The sequence below is a fragment of the Bradyrhizobium zhengyangense genome, from assembly GCF_022012435.1.
Lineage (GTDB): Bacteria > Pseudomonadota > Alphaproteobacteria > Rhizobiales > Xanthobacteraceae > Bradyrhizobium > Bradyrhizobium zhengyangense.
On record NZ_JAKLUA010000005.1, the window covers coordinates 43,614 to 58,452 of the forward strand.

The 14,839-nt window shown below is 65.1% G+C and carries 14 protein-coding genes; 2 read left to right on the plus strand and 12 right to left on the minus strand.

What is annotated here, in order from left to right:
* Nucleotides 1–10: 10 nt before the first annotated feature.
* Together L6637_RS17280 and L6637_RS17285 are read right to left on the minus strand one after the other, a co-directional pair.
* Complete coding sequence (locus L6637_RS17280; protein WP_237871536.1) at nucleotides 11–508, minus strand: GAF domain-containing protein; 498 nt, start codon at nucleotides 506–508, stop codon at nucleotides 11–13.
* A complete protein-coding gene (locus tag L6637_RS17285) occupies nucleotides 505–1,863 on the minus strand; it encodes an MFS transporter (protein ID WP_237871538.1) in 1,359 nt (452 codons plus the stop codon). The genes L6637_RS17280 and L6637_RS17285 overlap by 4 nt, the downstream gene beginning before the upstream one ends.
* Nucleotides 1,864–1,981: 118 nt before the next feature.
* Here L6637_RS17285 and L6637_RS17290 point away from each other — a divergent pair, with 118 nt between their 5' ends.
* A complete protein-coding gene (locus L6637_RS17290) occupies nucleotides 1,982–2,905 on the plus strand; it encodes a LysR family transcriptional regulator (RefSeq protein ID WP_237862999.1) in 924 nt (307 codons plus the stop codon).
* Between the two features lie 13 nt (nucleotides 2,906–2,918).
* Here the strand turns inward: L6637_RS17290 and L6637_RS17295 are convergent, their stop codons facing one another.
* Genes L6637_RS17295 through L6637_RS17330 form a run of 8 tightly spaced genes read right to left on the minus strand, consistent with a single transcriptional unit; the run spans nucleotide 2,919 to nucleotide 10,705 of the window.
* Nucleotides 2,919–4,043, minus strand: coding sequence for an NAD(P)/FAD-dependent oxidoreductase (locus L6637_RS17295; RefSeq protein WP_237863000.1), 1,125 nt, complete (start codon nucleotides 4,041–4,043; stop codon nucleotides 2,919–2,921).
* The gene (locus tag L6637_RS17300; protein WP_237863001.1) at nucleotides 4,040–5,458 is read right to left on the minus strand and encodes an NAD(P)/FAD-dependent oxidoreductase; all 1,419 of its coding nucleotides are present in this window, start codon (nucleotides 5,456–5,458) and stop codon (nucleotides 4,040–4,042) included. Before L6637_RS17300 ends, L6637_RS17295 begins: the two co-directional genes overlap by 4 nt.
* The gene (locus L6637_RS17305; RefSeq protein ID WP_237863002.1) at nucleotides 5,455–5,751 is read right to left on the minus strand and encodes a (2Fe-2S)-binding protein; all 297 of its coding nucleotides are present in this window, start codon (nucleotides 5,749–5,751) and stop codon (nucleotides 5,455–5,457) included. The genes L6637_RS17300 and L6637_RS17305 overlap by 4 nt, the downstream gene beginning before the upstream one ends.
* A 28-nt stretch (nucleotides 5,752–5,779) precedes the next feature.
* Nucleotides 5,780–6,916, minus strand: a complete 1,137-nt coding sequence (locus L6637_RS17310) for an NAD(P)/FAD-dependent oxidoreductase (protein ID WP_237871540.1) — start codon at nucleotides 6,914–6,916, stop codon at nucleotides 5,780–5,782.
* An 8-nt stretch (nucleotides 6,917–6,924) separates the two neighbouring features.
* Nucleotides 6,925–7,731 (minus strand): ABC transporter permease, encoded by an 807-nt coding sequence (locus tag L6637_RS17315; RefSeq protein ID WP_237863004.1) that lies wholly within the window; start codon nucleotides 7,729–7,731, stop codon nucleotides 6,925–6,927.
* Nucleotides 7,728–8,603 carry an ABC transporter permease gene (locus tag L6637_RS17320; protein WP_237871542.1) on the minus strand — a complete coding sequence of 292 codons (876 nt, stop codon included), beginning with the start codon at nucleotides 8,601–8,603 and terminating at the stop codon, nucleotides 7,728–7,730. The genes L6637_RS17315 and L6637_RS17320 overlap by 4 nt, the downstream gene beginning before the upstream one ends.
* The gene (locus tag L6637_RS17325; protein WP_237871544.1) at nucleotides 8,600–9,640 is read right to left on the minus strand and encodes an ABC transporter ATP-binding protein; all 1,041 of its coding nucleotides are present in this window, start codon (nucleotides 9,638–9,640) and stop codon (nucleotides 8,600–8,602) included. The genes L6637_RS17320 and L6637_RS17325 overlap by 4 nt, the downstream gene beginning before the upstream one ends.
* Nucleotides 9,641–9,667: 27 nt before the next feature.
* Nucleotides 9,668–10,705, minus strand: coding sequence for an ABC transporter substrate-binding protein (locus L6637_RS17330; protein ID WP_237863007.1), 1,038 nt, complete (start codon nucleotides 10,703–10,705; stop codon nucleotides 9,668–9,670).
* A gap of 271 nt (nucleotides 10,706–10,976) precedes the next feature.
* Between L6637_RS17330 and L6637_RS17335 the strand changes: the two genes are divergently transcribed.
* The gene (locus L6637_RS17335) at nucleotides 10,977–11,876 is read left to right on the plus strand and encodes a LysR substrate-binding domain-containing protein (protein ID WP_237863008.1); all 900 of its coding nucleotides are present in this window, start codon (nucleotides 10,977–10,979) and stop codon (nucleotides 11,874–11,876) included.
* On the opposite strand, the gene L6637_RS17340 is transcribed toward L6637_RS17335, so the two are convergent.
* Together L6637_RS17340 and L6637_RS17345 are read right to left on the minus strand one after the other, a co-directional pair.
* Nucleotides 11,873–13,246: an amidohydrolase family protein gene (locus L6637_RS17340; protein ID WP_237871545.1), complete on the minus strand. Its 1,374-nt coding sequence runs from the start codon at nucleotides 13,244–13,246 to the stop codon at nucleotides 11,873–11,875. The genes L6637_RS17335 and L6637_RS17340 overlap by 4 nt on opposite strands.
* Nucleotides 13,243–14,826 (minus strand): ABC transporter substrate-binding protein, encoded by a 1,584-nt coding sequence (locus L6637_RS17345; protein ID WP_237871547.1) that lies wholly within the window; start codon nucleotides 14,824–14,826, stop codon nucleotides 13,243–13,245. The genes L6637_RS17340 and L6637_RS17345 overlap by 4 nt, the downstream gene beginning before the upstream one ends.
* Between the last annotated feature and the right edge of the window lie 13 nt (nucleotides 14,827–14,839).

A 14,839-nucleotide genomic window follows, 5' to 3' on the forward strand; every position in this document is an offset into this window, starting at 1 on the left:
ATTTCCTCTGTCAGGCAATTGGAAGCAGCGCCGGCAGCGCGAGCTGGGCGAACGGGAGACACGCGGCGACGTCGTCCTCGTCGTACCAGCCTGCTTCGTGAAGCAGATTGAGCGAGCCGAGCGTGCGGCCGCGCCAGCGCACCGGCATGTTGAGCACGCTGGCGCAGCCAAGCAAGGCGATCAGCTCATGGTCGGGGAAGACAGTCCGCAGATCGTCCTGCGTCCGGCCGATATAGGCCTCGCCGAAATCGAGCACGGCTTCTGTCCACGGTCCCGGCGCGAGGCGCTTGCGACCGCCGGTGGGGTATGGACCCGGCAGATTGGAATAGATCCGCGCGGCTTCGAAGGTGGCGCTGTCATAGGTCAGGATCGTGAACAGCTTGTGGCCGATCGCCGACTTCAGGGCCTCATCCAGCACCGCAAAGAGCGCGCCCGGCTGATCCGCCCTGTCGTGTGCCGCCGCAACGGCGCAGAGCAGCGGATCGGCCGGACGTTTGGTCGGCCTCATGCGGTTTCACCCGCGGCGATCTCTTCAAGCGACCGGCCGCGCGTCGGCACGCCCATCAAGACGACGGTGACCGCTCCCAATAACAGAACCGTGGTGGTGACGCCGAACACGCCGGCGAAGCCGAAATTGGGATAGAGATAGCCGACCAGGATCGGCGAGACGATCGCGCCGATGCGGCCGATGGCCGACGCAAGCCCGGCACCGGTGGTCCTGATCGGCGTCGGGAACACCTCAGCGGTGTAGGCATAGACGCCGGCATAGGTGCCGTTCATGAACAGCGACAGCAGAATGCCCGCCAGTATGATGTGTTGGTCCGTCTGCGCGAAGGCAAGGCCGAGCGCGCTGACGCCGCCGAGCACCATGTAGGTCGCAATCGTCGCCTGCCGGCCGATGCGCTCGTTGAAATACGCGGCGCTGAAATAACCGGGTATCTGGGCGCAATAGATCGCGATCGAATAGCCAAAGCTCTTGGTGATGCTCATGCCGTTCTGGACCAGGAGGCCGGGGATCCAGACGAAGAAGGAATAGTAGCTGAAGGTGATCGCAAGCCACATGATCCAGGTCATGATGGTGATGCGCGCCTGGCGCGCCGCCAGAAGCGCCGCGAAATTGGCAAGCAGTGTTCCTCCAGTGCCGGTGGGCGGGGCGACTTCGACCACCGGCGGCGGAAGCGCACGGCCTTCGCCTGCAAAGACGGCCTCGATGCGATCAAGCACAGCCTCGGCTTCCTTCTCCCGGCCGCGGCTCTCGAGCCAGCGCGGCGATTCCGGCAGGGACCGCCGCCACCACAGCAGCATGACGACAGGCACCGCCGTGATCACAAGCACGATGCGCCAGCCATTGTCGTAGGAGGGAACGATGAAGTACCCGAGCAAGGCCGCGGCGACGAAGCCGAACGAGAAGAAGCCTGCGAGCGCGCCGGTGAAACTGCCGCGGTAACGTCGCGCCACGAACTCCGCAAGATAGGGCGCGATGATCGCGCTCTCCGCGCCTGTGCCCATGCCCGCGACGATGCGGGCGACGAAGAAGGCCGACCAGGTGTCGACCATCGCGCTGACAATGGATGCCGCGCAATACAACGCCAGCGCCGACATCATCACCGCGCGGCGGCCGATGAGATCACCGAGCGTGCCGGCGAACAGCGCGCCGAACAGGAAGCCGATATAGGTGCTGCTGCCGAGCACGCCGATCTGGACGCTCGACAGATTCCACGCCGTGCGCAGCACCGGCAGGATGAAGGCCAGCACCGCGGCGTCCATCGCGTCGAACATGTAGCCGAGCCCGCCCATCAGCAGCAGATGCATGTGGAAGCGTGCAAACGGAAGGCGCTCAATGCGCGCCGATATCATCGACATGAAATATCCCCCTCGATCCCCGCGATCCGGCACCCGCTTGTCGTTCGGGAGGAAATCATAGACAGAATGACGTTATCGTCATAATTTATAATGATGACCTAATACATCACTACGGTGAATGTTCTTGTCCTTCCGCGCGCTCGACCTCAACCTGCTGAAAGTCTTCGAGGCGTTGATGACCGAGGGCAGCGTCACGCGCGCGGCGAGCGCGCTGACGATGACCCAGCCCGCCGTCAGCAACGCGCTCGCACGCCTGCGCGACGCGCTCGGCGATCCCTTGTTCGTGCGATCCGGCACCGGGATCCGCCCGACCCAGCGCGCCGTCGTGCTCTGGGAGCCGATCGGCGAGGCACTGGAAAGCGTCCGGGGGGCACTTGACGAGCAGGTGTTCGACCCCGCCCGCGCGCAGACCGAATTCACCCTGTCGATGTCGGACTACGTCGCCTCGCTGGTGATGCCGAATCTGCTGAACCATCTTGGCGAGGTCGCACCCAAGGCACGGGTCCACACCGTGCCCAATACCATCCTGGAGATCGCCGATCAGCTCGAGGGCAACCGGGTCGATTGCGTACTGAGCGTCTACGTCAACGAAGCGCAGCAACCGACGGCCATTCGCTCACGCTCGCTTTGGACCGTCGATTATGCCTGCTTCATGCGGCGCGGCCACCCGCTCGCGGCTCAGAAGCGGCTGAGCACGCGCGCCTTCCTGAACGCCGGGCATGTCGACGTGACCTTGGCGGGGAAGCGCCTGCCGACCTACGATCTCTTCCTCGCCTCGCGCGGGCTGTCGCGCAATCTGGTCGCGACCGTCAATCATTATAGCGCCGCCTATGAGATCGTGCGCCAGACCGATCTGATCGCCGTGCTGCCGAGCGATCTGCGTTCGCAGTCGCGCCACGCCCCGTTCCTGCATGCGATGCCGCTGCCACTGCAGGCGCCGGCGCGCATCGTCAGCCTGTTCTGGCACCAGCGCAACGACACCGTGCCCGCGCAGCGCTGGCTGCGCGAGACCCTGGTCGGAATGTTCGCCAAGTCGGAATGAGTGAAGCCATGCTTTAGCGGGCGGCCGAACGATGGAAACGCTCGATGCCGAGATCGCTGATGCGGGTCTGGGTGCCGCCATTGACGATCAGCTCCGCCATCACGGCACCAGCGCCGGGCCCGAGCTGGAAGCCGTGCAGCGAGAAGCCGAACTGGTGATAGAGGCCCTTATGTCGCGAACTCGGGCCAAACACGGGAATGTCGTCCTTCATCTTGGCCTCGATGCCGGCCCAGGCGCGCACGATGGTGGCGCCGCGCATCACCGGGAACAGCTCGAACACGGTACGGGCGCTGATGGCGAGGCTCTTCCAGTCCAGCACCGTCTCGTTGCGATCCTGATAGGACGTTGCCAGATGGCCGCCGCCGATCAGCACGGTACCGTTCTTGAACTGCTTGAAGGAGAGCTTTCGTCCGCGCAGGATCACGACGGGGTCGATGAAATGCGGCACGCGCGAGGTGATCATCAGCATCGGCGCTACCGTCTCGACCGGCACCGGCTCGCCAAGCGCGGCAGCGATCTTGCCGGCCCAGGCGCCGGCGGCATTGACGAGAACCGGCGCGGCGTAGCTATCGGAGCCGACATCGACGTGCCAGAGGCCATCGCTGTAGCGGATATTACCGGCGGCCACGCCTTCGCGCACGGTAGCGCCGAGTTGCTCGGCCTTGCGGCGGAACGCCGTCGTCGTCTGCGCCGGATTGGCCGCGCCATCGCGGCGCGACACCACGCCGCCGGGGCAGGTCTCGGCGACCGCCGGCACGAGACGCCGGAGTTCGCTCGCGTCGATCAACTCTTCATGGGTGAAGCCGAGCGCGTTGAGCTCGGCCACGCGCGCGCGGCAGACGGCAAGCTCTTCCTCATTCTCCGCGACCAGCACCTGGCCGTGGCTCTCAAAACTGCAATCGTCGTCGAGGAGATCGTTGATCTTTTCCCAGATCCCCATCGAGCGGATCGAGAGTGGGATTTCGGGGATGTGCCGCGCCAGCTGACGGACGCCGCCGGCGTTGACGCCGGAGGCGTGACGACCGGCGTAGTCTTTCTCGATCAGCACCGGCTTCAGGCCGGCGAGACACAGATGGAGCGTCGTCGAGCATCCGTGGATGCCGCCGCCGATGACGATCGCATCCACGTTCGTGGTCATCCGCGCACCACCGCCTTGACGTCTTCTTCCGTTTTCGGGACCGCGGCGAGCTCGGCGAGGGTGATCGGCTTCACCGGTGCGCGCAGCCGGTAGTAGCCGATCTCCTGCGGAGTCTTGCCGCGCGCCTGCGCCATCAATTCGGTCACGGTGAGACCGCAGAGCCGGCCCTGGCATGGACCCATGCCGGTACGACGATAGGCCTTGAGCTGGTTCGGCCCGGTCGCGCCGATCGCAACGGATTCGAGCACGTCGTTGGCGGTCACCTCCTCGCAGCGACAGACGATGGTATCGCCCGAGGGAATGCGGAACTGCGGCGCCGGGCGAAACAGCGTGTCGAGAAAAACGCGGCCGCGCTCGGCCTTGGCAAGATCGCGGCGAAGCGTCGCCAGCGCGGGCAGCTTCGCAGCAGCGGCGGGCGCCAGTGCTTCCACCGCCGCACGGGCCGCGATGCGGCCACGCACCACCGCGGCATTCGCGCCGCCGATGCCGGCACCGTCGCCGGCGATCGCAATACCGGCAACCGACGAAGAACCGTTCGCATCCAGCACGGGTGACCAGCACAATTGCAGATCATCCCAGCGATGCTCGATGCCGGCCGACATCGCTAGATTGACATTGGGCACGACGCCCTGATGCAGAAGCAACAGATCGACAGCAATGGTCTCGCGTTTGCCACCCGCGACGTAGCTGACGCCGGCGAGTTGGCCCTCGCCGGCCGCGGCAAGCTCTGTGACGCCGGAGACGACCTCGACCTTCGCCTTCACCTCGCGCATCATCGACAGGCCCTTGGTGAAATAGGGCGAGGTGAGGAACGCGAAAGCGTGCGGCAGCGCGGCGAGATAGTTGCCGCGTTCGGTGGTGTCGAGGATGCGATCGATGCGGCCGCCGAGGCGCAGGATCTGTGCGGCGAGCAACCAAAGCAGAGGCCCCTGCCCTGCGATAGCAGTGCGGCCGTCAGGCACCAGCCCCGACGACTTCAACATGGTCTGGGCCGCGCCCGCGGTCATCACGCCCGGCAGCGTCCAGCCAGGAATTGCGAACGGCCGCTCCAGTGCGCCCGTCGCCAGGATCACGCGCTTCGCCTTGACGAAAGCGGAGGCGCCGCCGATCGAGACGGCGATATCGAGATTGCGGTCGAGGCTCCAGACCGTGGCGCGGTGGATGACCTCGGCAGTGCTTGCGCGCAACGACTGCACGAGCTCGGCACCGACCCAATAATCGGCGCCGAGCTGGCTGCGATCGGTCACCGGCGTTGAGGAGATGGCGCGGAACACCTGGCCGCCAGGCCCGGCGTTCTCGTCGAGCAGCAGCGTCGACAGGCCAGCTTCGGCAGAGGTCGCAGCGGCCGCAAGGCCCGCAGGCCCCGCGCCGATCACCACGACGTCGTAGTCTTCGCGCTTGGGAGCAACGCTCATCTTCCGATCTCCCGCTTGCCCTTCTGGATCTCGATCTGCATGCCCTCAGCCACTGGCACGAGGCAACCCTGCCGGTTGCCGACACCGTCGATGGTGACGAGACAGTCGAAGCACACGCCCATCATGCAGTAAGGCAGCCGCGGCGCACCGCTGACTGCCGTGGAACGCCGTGCGTCCTGGCCGGAGGCCAACAACGCAGCGGAAACGGTGTCGCCCTCCCGCGCCGCGACGACGACGCCGTCGACGAAGATCTGCACTGGAGGACGCTTGTCCTGTTCGGATCGTCTAAACATGGGATGCCTCGTGGCTCCTTAAGTATCTTTAGTAGCCGCTGTTGTTCGCAGCGCCGGCGCCGCCGAAGCGGCTGGCCGAAAACGCACCGACCAGCTCCGGCTCGAGCGCGCCCTGCGCGACCATGCGCGCAATCTCGAAGGCATGGTTGGAGGCGAGCGTCACGCCGGAATGGCAGCAGGCGACGAAGGCGCCGGGATGCGTCTCCGACTGGTCGTAGATCGGAAAGCCGTCCTGAGGCATGACGCGGATGCCGGACCAGCTCCTGACCACGTTGAGTCGCGACAGGTGCGGAAACATGCGTTGCGCGCGATCAGCCATCACGCCGCTGATCGAAGGCTTCAGCGTACGATCATCCAGCTCGTCTTCCTTGCTGTCGCCGATCATCACCGTGCCTTCGTCGGTCTGACGGATCGTGGTGAGGGGATGCGGCAGGAACGGCATGGTGCGTTCGGTCACGACGACCTGGCCACGGGTCGGCCCCATCGGCGCGTAGAGGCCGACCATCGGCGCCAGCGTCTGGTTGGCGTTGCCGGCAGCGAGCACGATTTTAGCGGCGCGAAGCTCGCCTTTCGGTGTGGTCAGACGGAATTCGCCGCCGCTCTTGCTGATCGCCGAGACCGGACGCTCCGGAAAATAGTCGATACCGAACACCTTGAAGCCGGTATGGAAGGCACGGAACGTCCGCAGCGAATTGACGTGGCCATCGAGCGGGCAATAGCTGCCGCCAGAGACCTCGGGCCCGATCAGCGGCAGCGCCGTCTTGATCTCGGAGGGGCGCAACATCTCCATCTTGTAGTCGGCGGCGCCGGTCTGGTTGTGCATGCGCTTGACCAGCTCGGTGCGCTGGCCGAATTCGTCCTCGCCGAGCGTAAGGTGAAAGCCGCCGTTCTGCTGAAGCACGACGTCGAGCCCGGTCTGCTGTTTCAGTTCGGACGCCAGCCGGCCCCACGCCTGCGAGGCCTGCACGGTCCAGACCGTGTAGGCCGGCATGCCGAGACCCTTGCTCTGCACCCACACCAGCGCAAAGTTCGCTCGCGAGGCGCGCTTGGTGATGTCACCTTCGTCGAGCACGGCCACGCTCTTGCCGAGCCGGCCGAGGCCCCAGGCGATGGCGGAGCCGAGCAATCCGCCGCCGGCCACGGCGACGTCGTATTCTCTAGACATTGGTTCTCCTATCGCCCGGCATCGCCCTTGCCGGCGAGCACGCGGTCGAGCCCGTAGAAGCGGTCGAGCAGAATGAGGGCGGTCATGGTGACAGCGATCACGCAGGCCGAGACCGACGTCACCAGCGGATCAATGTTGTCCTGGATATAAAGGAACATGCGAACGGGCAATGTCTCGGTGCCGGGCGCGGCGAGGAAGACGGTCATGGTGAGATCGTCGAACGACTGGATGAAGGCAAGCGCCCAGCCGCTGATGACGCCGGGCAGGATCAGCGGCAGGGTGACGCGGCGGAATAGCGTCCAGCCGCCGGCGCCGAGCGAGACCGCCGCCATCTCGACCGTGCGGTCCATGCCGGTCGCTGCCGCCAACGTCAGCCGCAGCGCGAACGGAAACACGATGATGACGTGCGCGATGATCAGCGCCGCAAAACTGCCGCCGAGGCCGGCCGAGGTGAAGAAGCGCAGGAAGGCGATGCCGAGCACGACATGCGGGATCATCAGCGGCGACAGGAAGAGTGCCGCTAGCGCATCGCGGCCGCGGAAACGATAGCGCGCGATTGCCAGCGCCGCCGGCACCGCGAACAACAGCGACACGAAGGACGAAAGTGCGCCGAGCCCGAGGCTGACCCAGAAGGCGTGGATAAATTCTGGATACTGGGCAATCGCCCTGAACCAGCGCAGCGAAAAGCCGTTGGTCGGCAGCGACAGAAAGCCTTCGGGCGTGAAGGCAACGAGGCAGACCACCAGGATCGGCGCCACCATGACGATGACGAAGATGGTGTGGAAGATCAGCGCGAGCGGGCCGTTCCGCCTCATCGGAACACCTCCGCATAGCGGCGTTCGATCGAGGCATTGCTGCCGACGACAATCAGCACCAGCGCGACCAAGAGCAGCGTCGCGACCGCCGCGCCGAGCGGCCAGTTCAGCGTGTTGAGGAACTCGTCATAGGCCAGCGTCGCCGCGACCTTGAGCCGGCGGCCGCCGATGATCGCAGGTGTCGCGAAGGCGCTGGCCGAGAGCGAGAACACAATGATCGCGCCCGACAGCACGCCCGGCATGATCTGCGGCATGATGATGCGGCGGATGATGGTGAGCGGTCGCGCGCCGAGCGACATCGCGGCATTCTCGATCTGCGGATCGAGCCGCTGCAGCGCCGCCCATACCGACAGCACCATGAACGGCATCATCACATGCGCGAGCGCGACCACCATGCCTGTTTCGGTGAACATGAAGGGAATGGGGGAACGGATCGCGCCGAGCGTCATCAGGAGTTTGTTGACGAGACCGTTGTTGCCGCCAAACAGCAGCGCCCAGCCGAGCGTGCGCGCCACCACGGAGATCAGCAGCGGGCCGAGAATAACGAGCAGGAAAAAGCTCTTCCAGCGGCCGCTCATGCGGTTGAGGATGTAGGCTTCGGGAGCGCCGAGCAATGCGGTGAGCAGCGTGGTCAGGATCGCGATGCGAAAGGTCCGCCAGAACATTTCGGCATAGTAGGGATCGGTCGCGATCTCCTTCCAGTTCTTCAGGATGAAGACCGGCTCGATGCCCTTGTACTGGCCCCAATCGTGGAACGACAGCATCACGGTCATCGCCAGCGGGATCAGCAGCACGCCGACGAACAGCATCAAGGCGGGCGCCGTCAGCGCCCACGGCACACGTACACTGCGCTCCTCGGCGGCCATGCTCATGCGCCAGCCCTCGCGCGAACGCTCATGTCCTCGGGACGCCAGGTCAAGCGAACCGCCTCGCCTTCGGCCGGCTGCGCCGTGCCGTCATTCTGACGGATCACGATCGCCGGGCCGCATTCGCTGTCGCACTGGAACAGCCAGTGATTGCCCTGGAAGATGCGCGTGACGATTCTTGCGTTAAGGCCGGCATCGCCGAAGCCGATGCGTTCGGGGCGAATGCTGACCGTGACTGCACCGTTCAGGCCAGCGGGCGCCAGCGCGCTCCACGAACCAGCGACGATCCGCACGGGTGCCGCGGTTCGATCGATCGTTCCGGCGAAATCGTTGGTCTTGCCCAAAAACTGCGAGACGAAGGTCGAGGCCGGCTTCTCATAGGTCTCCTGCGGCGTGCCGATCTGCTCGATCTTGCCCTGGCTCATCACCACGATGCGGTCGGACAGCGACATCGCCTCGTTCTGGTCGTGGGTGACGAGGATCGTGGTGGTGCCGATAGTGCGCTGGATCTGGCGCAGCTCGATCTGCATCTCTTCGCGCAGTTTTGCGTCGAGATTCGATAGCGGCTCGTCGAGCAGCAGCACGCTCGGCTTGATCACCAGGGCGCGAGCCAGCGCCACGCGCTGCTGCTGTCCGCCGGACATGCGACGGGGATGGCGGTCTTCGTAGCCGGCAAGACCCACCATCGCGAGCGCCGCACGGACGCGCTCGGCCCGCTCATTGCGCGACACATTGCGCATCTCCAGACCGAAGGCGACGTTCTCCGCCGCAGTCATGTGCGGAAACAGCGCGTAGCTCTGGAACACGATGCCGAGCCCGCGCTTGGCGGGGTGGACCGCCGTCAGGTCCTTGCCCTCCAGGCGGATCATGCCGCCCGTGGGATCGAGGAAGCCCGCGATCATCTGCAAGGTCGTGGTCTTGCCGCAGCCGGAGGGGCCAAGGAAGGAGATGAACTCCCCCTTGCCCACCGCCAGACTGAAGTCATCGACCACGGTCGTGGTACCGAACTGCTTAGAGACCCGATCGAGCTCGAGATAGGCCATACGCTGTCTCCGCTGCGAACGATCAGATCAGCGCTCGACCTCGCGATTCCAGCGTTTGGTCCACTCCTCGCGCTTCTCGTTGATGGCGGTCCAATCAGGATTATAGAGCTTGGCCGCGCGCTCGCCGATCGGCGCCATCTTGCCGAGGTCCGGCGGCACCTTCAGCGATTTCAGCACCGGGCCGTAGCCGTAGTCCCTCAGCATCACGAGCTGGATTTTTGGATCGAGCAGCATCTTGACGAAGCTCGATGCCAGCGGCGAGGCGTTGGGCTTTGCGATCGGACACGCCGTCGTCAGCAGGGTCGCGGCGCCTTCCTTCGGATAGACGAAGTCGACGGGGAAGCCGGTATTGGCAAAGCTCTGCACACGGCCCGTGCCCCACACCGCGATGACCGCCTGGCCGGACTGGAACAGCTCGGTCATCTTGCCCGGCGACGGCTCATAGGCGAGCACGTTCGGATTGATCTCTTCCTTGAAGATCTTGAAGCCGGAATCGACGTTGGACTCACCGCCGCCGTTCATCTTCGAGAGCATCACCAGCGCTTCGAGACCATAGGTGTTGTTGATCGGCGGGATCACGAGCTGCTTTGCGTATTTCGTGTCCTTCAGATCATTCCAAGAGGTCGGCGGTGCCCAGCCTTTCTCCGCGAACACCTTGGTGTTGTACATCAGGCCCGTGGCGACGATGCCGATGGCAACCGCGCGATCGTCCTTGAAGCGCGCGGTATCGTAGAGATCGGCGGCCGGCAACCCGTCGAGCTTGCCGCAGAAGCCGAGCTGGATCGCCTGGTACATCGGGCCATCATCGACGATGGCGACATCGATCTGCTGGTTGCCCTTCTGCGCCTGCAGCTTTGCAAGCGTGTCGGTGGAGTTGCCGGCGACGTACTCGACCTTGACGTTGTTCTCCTTCTCGAAGGTCGGGATCACCTCGTCGCGGATGGTCTTCTCGAACGAGCCGCCATAGCCGGCGACATAGAGTGTCTTTTGCTGGGCCGAGACGGCCGAGGGGATGGCGATGAGCGCTGCGATGCTGACTGCGGTCAGAAGGCGGAAAGTCTTCATGTGGACCGATCTCCAATACCGGAATGAGGTGACGTGCCGACAATTCGCTGGCTGAGCACCCTTCCGCATTTCCTTCCGCACCGATCCCCTTTGAAGCAGGGCTCCGGCCCCTGCTCGACGGGTTTTGACGCGATCTGGGGTGTTTTGGGCCCCATCTGCCGAAAAAGCGGTCTGTCTTCAGCTCTGATGAAAAAGATCGCAAACCCCAGCTTCCATCGTCCAATGAATAATGGCACCCTCTACATGCCTAAATGTGATGAATGGGATTTGCATGGCGCGGATCAATTCGCGGCAAGTGGAGGCTTTCCGGGCGATGATGCTGACCGGCAGCGTCACCGAAGCGGCGACGCTGATGGCAGTGACCCAGCCTGCGGTCAGCCGGTTGCTGCGTGACCTCCAGGCGCTGCTGAAGATGGAGCTGTTCGAGCGGCGTGGCACCGGCCTGGTGCCGACCGCCGCAGCGATGGCGCTCTACACCGAAGTGGAGCGCTCCTTCGTTGGCCTGGAACGCATCACCGCGGCTGCGGAAGAAATCCGCGGTCGTCGCACCGGCTCGCTGCGGATCGCGGCACTTCCGGCGCTGTCGAACGGCTATCTGCCGCGGCTCACAGGTCACTTCCTGAAGGAGCGGCCGAACCTCAACCTCGCCTTCTTCGGCGTGATCTCGCCGATCGTGGTCGATTGGGTGCTGAACAACCAATGCGACGTCGGCTTTGCCGAGGTGCCGATTGCGCATTCGGGACTGCCGAGCCAGAAGCTGCCCGCACCTGCCCGCGTTGCGGTGCTGCCAACCGGTCATCGTCTCGCGGAAAAAGAAGTCTTGGAGCCACGCGACTTCGAGGGCGAGACATTCATTTCGCTCTCGGCGGGATCCTCGAGCCGGCACCTCGTCGACCAGATCTTCCATCGTCACGATGTCCGCCGCGTGCTGCGGGTTGAGACCGCACTGTCCGAGATCATGTGCGGCATGGTGTCGTCGGGGCTGGGAGTCGCGATCTGCGATCCCTTCACCGCGCAGGAATTCTCCACCCGAGGTGTCATCGTGCGCCGCTTCCTGCCGCGCATCGACTTCGAGTTCTCCGCGGTGTTTCCGGCGCAGCGCAGCCCCTCGCCGGTGGCGCTCGATCTGGTCGAGACCATGCGCAAGTCGCTCGCGGAGTTCGAGAGCTAGCCGTTGAACGCGGCCTGCGCCTCCGGCAGGTCCCAGATCTTACCGATTGCAGCGGTGCCTGCGGCCGTGATCGCAGCCTCATCGGCGCCGACGTAGCGTCCCTCATCGACAAGCACACGGCCATCGACCATGACCTGGTCGATATTGGCGCGGTTGGCGAGCGCGATCAGCGCACGGCGCGGATCGAACAGAGGCTGGAGATGCGGATGGGTGAGATCGACGACGGTGAGATCGGCGGTGGCGCCCGGCTCGATCCGACCGAGGTCCGGCCGCTTGATGACGTCGGCGGCGACTGCCGTGTTCGCCTCGATCAGCTCCGGCGAGTTCGCGACATCGGCGCGTTGCGAGGTGACCTTGGAGATCAGCGAGGCCGCATTGAGCTCGCCGAGCAGGTCCATGTTGTAGCCGTCGGTGCCGACCACCGTGCGGACGCCATGCTCCGCGAACCGGCTGAACGCAGCGGTCACACCGGCACGTGCAAATACGCGCGGGCAGTTCAACACGGTCATGCCGCGCGCGGCCATCAGCTTGAGATCGTCGTCGCTGCTGAACATGCAATGCGCCGCCATGAGATCGGGCGCAAGCAGGCCGAGCCAGTCCAGGTACTCCGCCGGCGTGCGGCCGCCATAACGTTTGCCGATGGTCTCGACCTCGGCGCGGCTCTGCGCCATGTGAGTCGTGATAGGCACGCCAAGCTCGCGCGCCCGCGTGGCGCAGGCCTTCAAGAGATCGGGACCGCAGGTGTCGGTGGCATGCGGGCTCATCGCGAGCGAGATGCGGCCATCGCCGCGATTGTTCCAGCGCTGGTAGAGCGCGTCCCACGTCGCCATGTCGGCGGCACCGTCGTCGCCGGAATAGCGCACCACGCCGTCGGGGCCGGCCTTGGCGTCCGAGGTCGAGAACAGATAGGGCGCGCCGTAGAAGCGGATGCCCATCTCTTCCGCCGCGTCGAACATCTCGGGAATCGAGTTGCGGAACGGCTCTATCACCGTGGTGGCGCCGCCCTTGAGCAGCTGGAGGATGCCGAGCCGCGCCACCGCGAGACGTTCTTCCGGCGACAGGATCTCAGCGCCACGCTTGGTGAGCGGCAGCAGCACCGTGTAGACGATGCTCTGATTGTTCTTGCGGCCGTTGCCGTCCTCGCTGTGGCTGCGCGCCACCGCTTCGGAGAAGCAGTGATTGTGCAGGTTCAAGAGGCCCGGCAAGACGAAGCGGCCGGGGCGATCGTAGACCACGTCCGCACTCGGCTTGTCGCGCGTGATTGCCGCGATCTTTTTGCCTTCGACCAGGACCCAATGGTCGCGCAGCACGTCCTGCGCGCCGTCCTTGCGTGACAGCACATAGCTCCCGAAGATTGCTGTGGTGCTCATGTGGGACGTACGTTCCAGAACACGGCGGTGCCGTCGAGAATGCCGGTGATGGCTTTGCGATAGGCGGTCGGCTGCCTATACAGGCCGATCGGAATATAGGGGATTTCCTCGAACGCGACCGCCTGGATCTCGCGGCAGATGCGCTGCTGCTCGGCAAGCTCCGAGGCCGCCAGCCACTGGCTGCGCAACGGCCCCATCTTCTCGCTCGCGTACCAGCCGGCGACCTTGCCTTCGCCGCGGATGTTGGTGTTGCCGGCCGGGTTGAGCCAGTCGATGCCCTGCCAGTTGCCGACTGCCGCGCTCCAGCCGCCCTGCCCAATCGGGTCCTTCTTGAGCTGGCGCTGCAACACGACGGCGAAATCGAGCCCGGCATATTCGACGTTCATGCCGGCCTTGCGCAGCGAATCCACCGCGATCTCGCCGAGCGGTTTTTGCGCCAGCGAATTGGTGGGAACGAGCAGCACGATCTTCTCGCCATTGTAACCGGCAGCCTTCAAATCAGCCTTGACCTTGTCGTAGTTGCGCGGACCGCGGAACACGTCGAGGCCGACCTCGTTCGCCATCGGGGTATCAGGCGCGAAGAAGCCGATCGGCGACACCTGGAAGGCCGGATCGGTGCCGGCGACCGCGGTCATGAAAGCGGACTGGTCGATCGCGCCGAGCAGCGCACGGCGGATGGCGGGATTGTCGAGCGGCGGCTGGAGATGATTGAGGCGCAGCATGCAGGCATAGCCGCGGGGATCGAGGATGCGTGTCTCGATGTCGCCGGCAGCCCTGATGATCGGCAACAGATCGTGCGGCGTGGTCTCCTGCCAATCCTGCTCGCCGGTCTGGAGCGCGGCGACGCCGGTGCCGGCGTCGGGCGTGGTGGTCCAGACCACGCGGTCGTAATGCACGATCTTCGGACCCGCGGTCCAATCCGGCTTGCCGTCGGTGCGCGGCTGGTAGCGCTCGAATTTGGCATAGGCGTTGCGGGCGCCCTGCACGCGTTCGTCGGCGAGATAGCGGAACGGGCCACTGCCGACGACTTCGGTCAGCGGCTTGAACGGATCCTGGCTCGCGAGCCGCTCCGGCATCATGAAGCAGGCGTTGATCGCGGCCTTGCCGAGCGCCTGCGGCAGCAGCGGGAACGGGCGCTTGAGACGGAAGCGGATGGTGCGGTCGTCCACGGCCAAGAGCTCGGCGGTCGCCTCCATCAGCTCGCCACCGAAGCCGTCGCGCGCGGCCCAGCGGCGGATACTGGCCACGCAGTCGCGCGCCAGCACGCGCTCGCCGTCATGCCAAAACAGGCCGTCGCGCAGCGTCAGATCCCACTGGAGCTGGTCGCCGGAGATGACGTGGCCCGACAGCATCTGCGGCGAGACCTGGAGCGAGGAGCTCATGCCGTAGAGCGTATCGTAGACCATGAAGCCATGGTTTCGCGACACCTGCGCGGTCGAGTAGATGGGGTCGACGAAGGCGAGATCGATGACGGGGATGAAGCGCAGCGTCGACTGCGATTCGGCACGCACGATGCCCGGCAATGAGAGCGCCGGCATCCCTGCGGCGGCCTTGAGGAGCGAGCGGCGGGAGATCGGCATTCCAAGAGCTCCT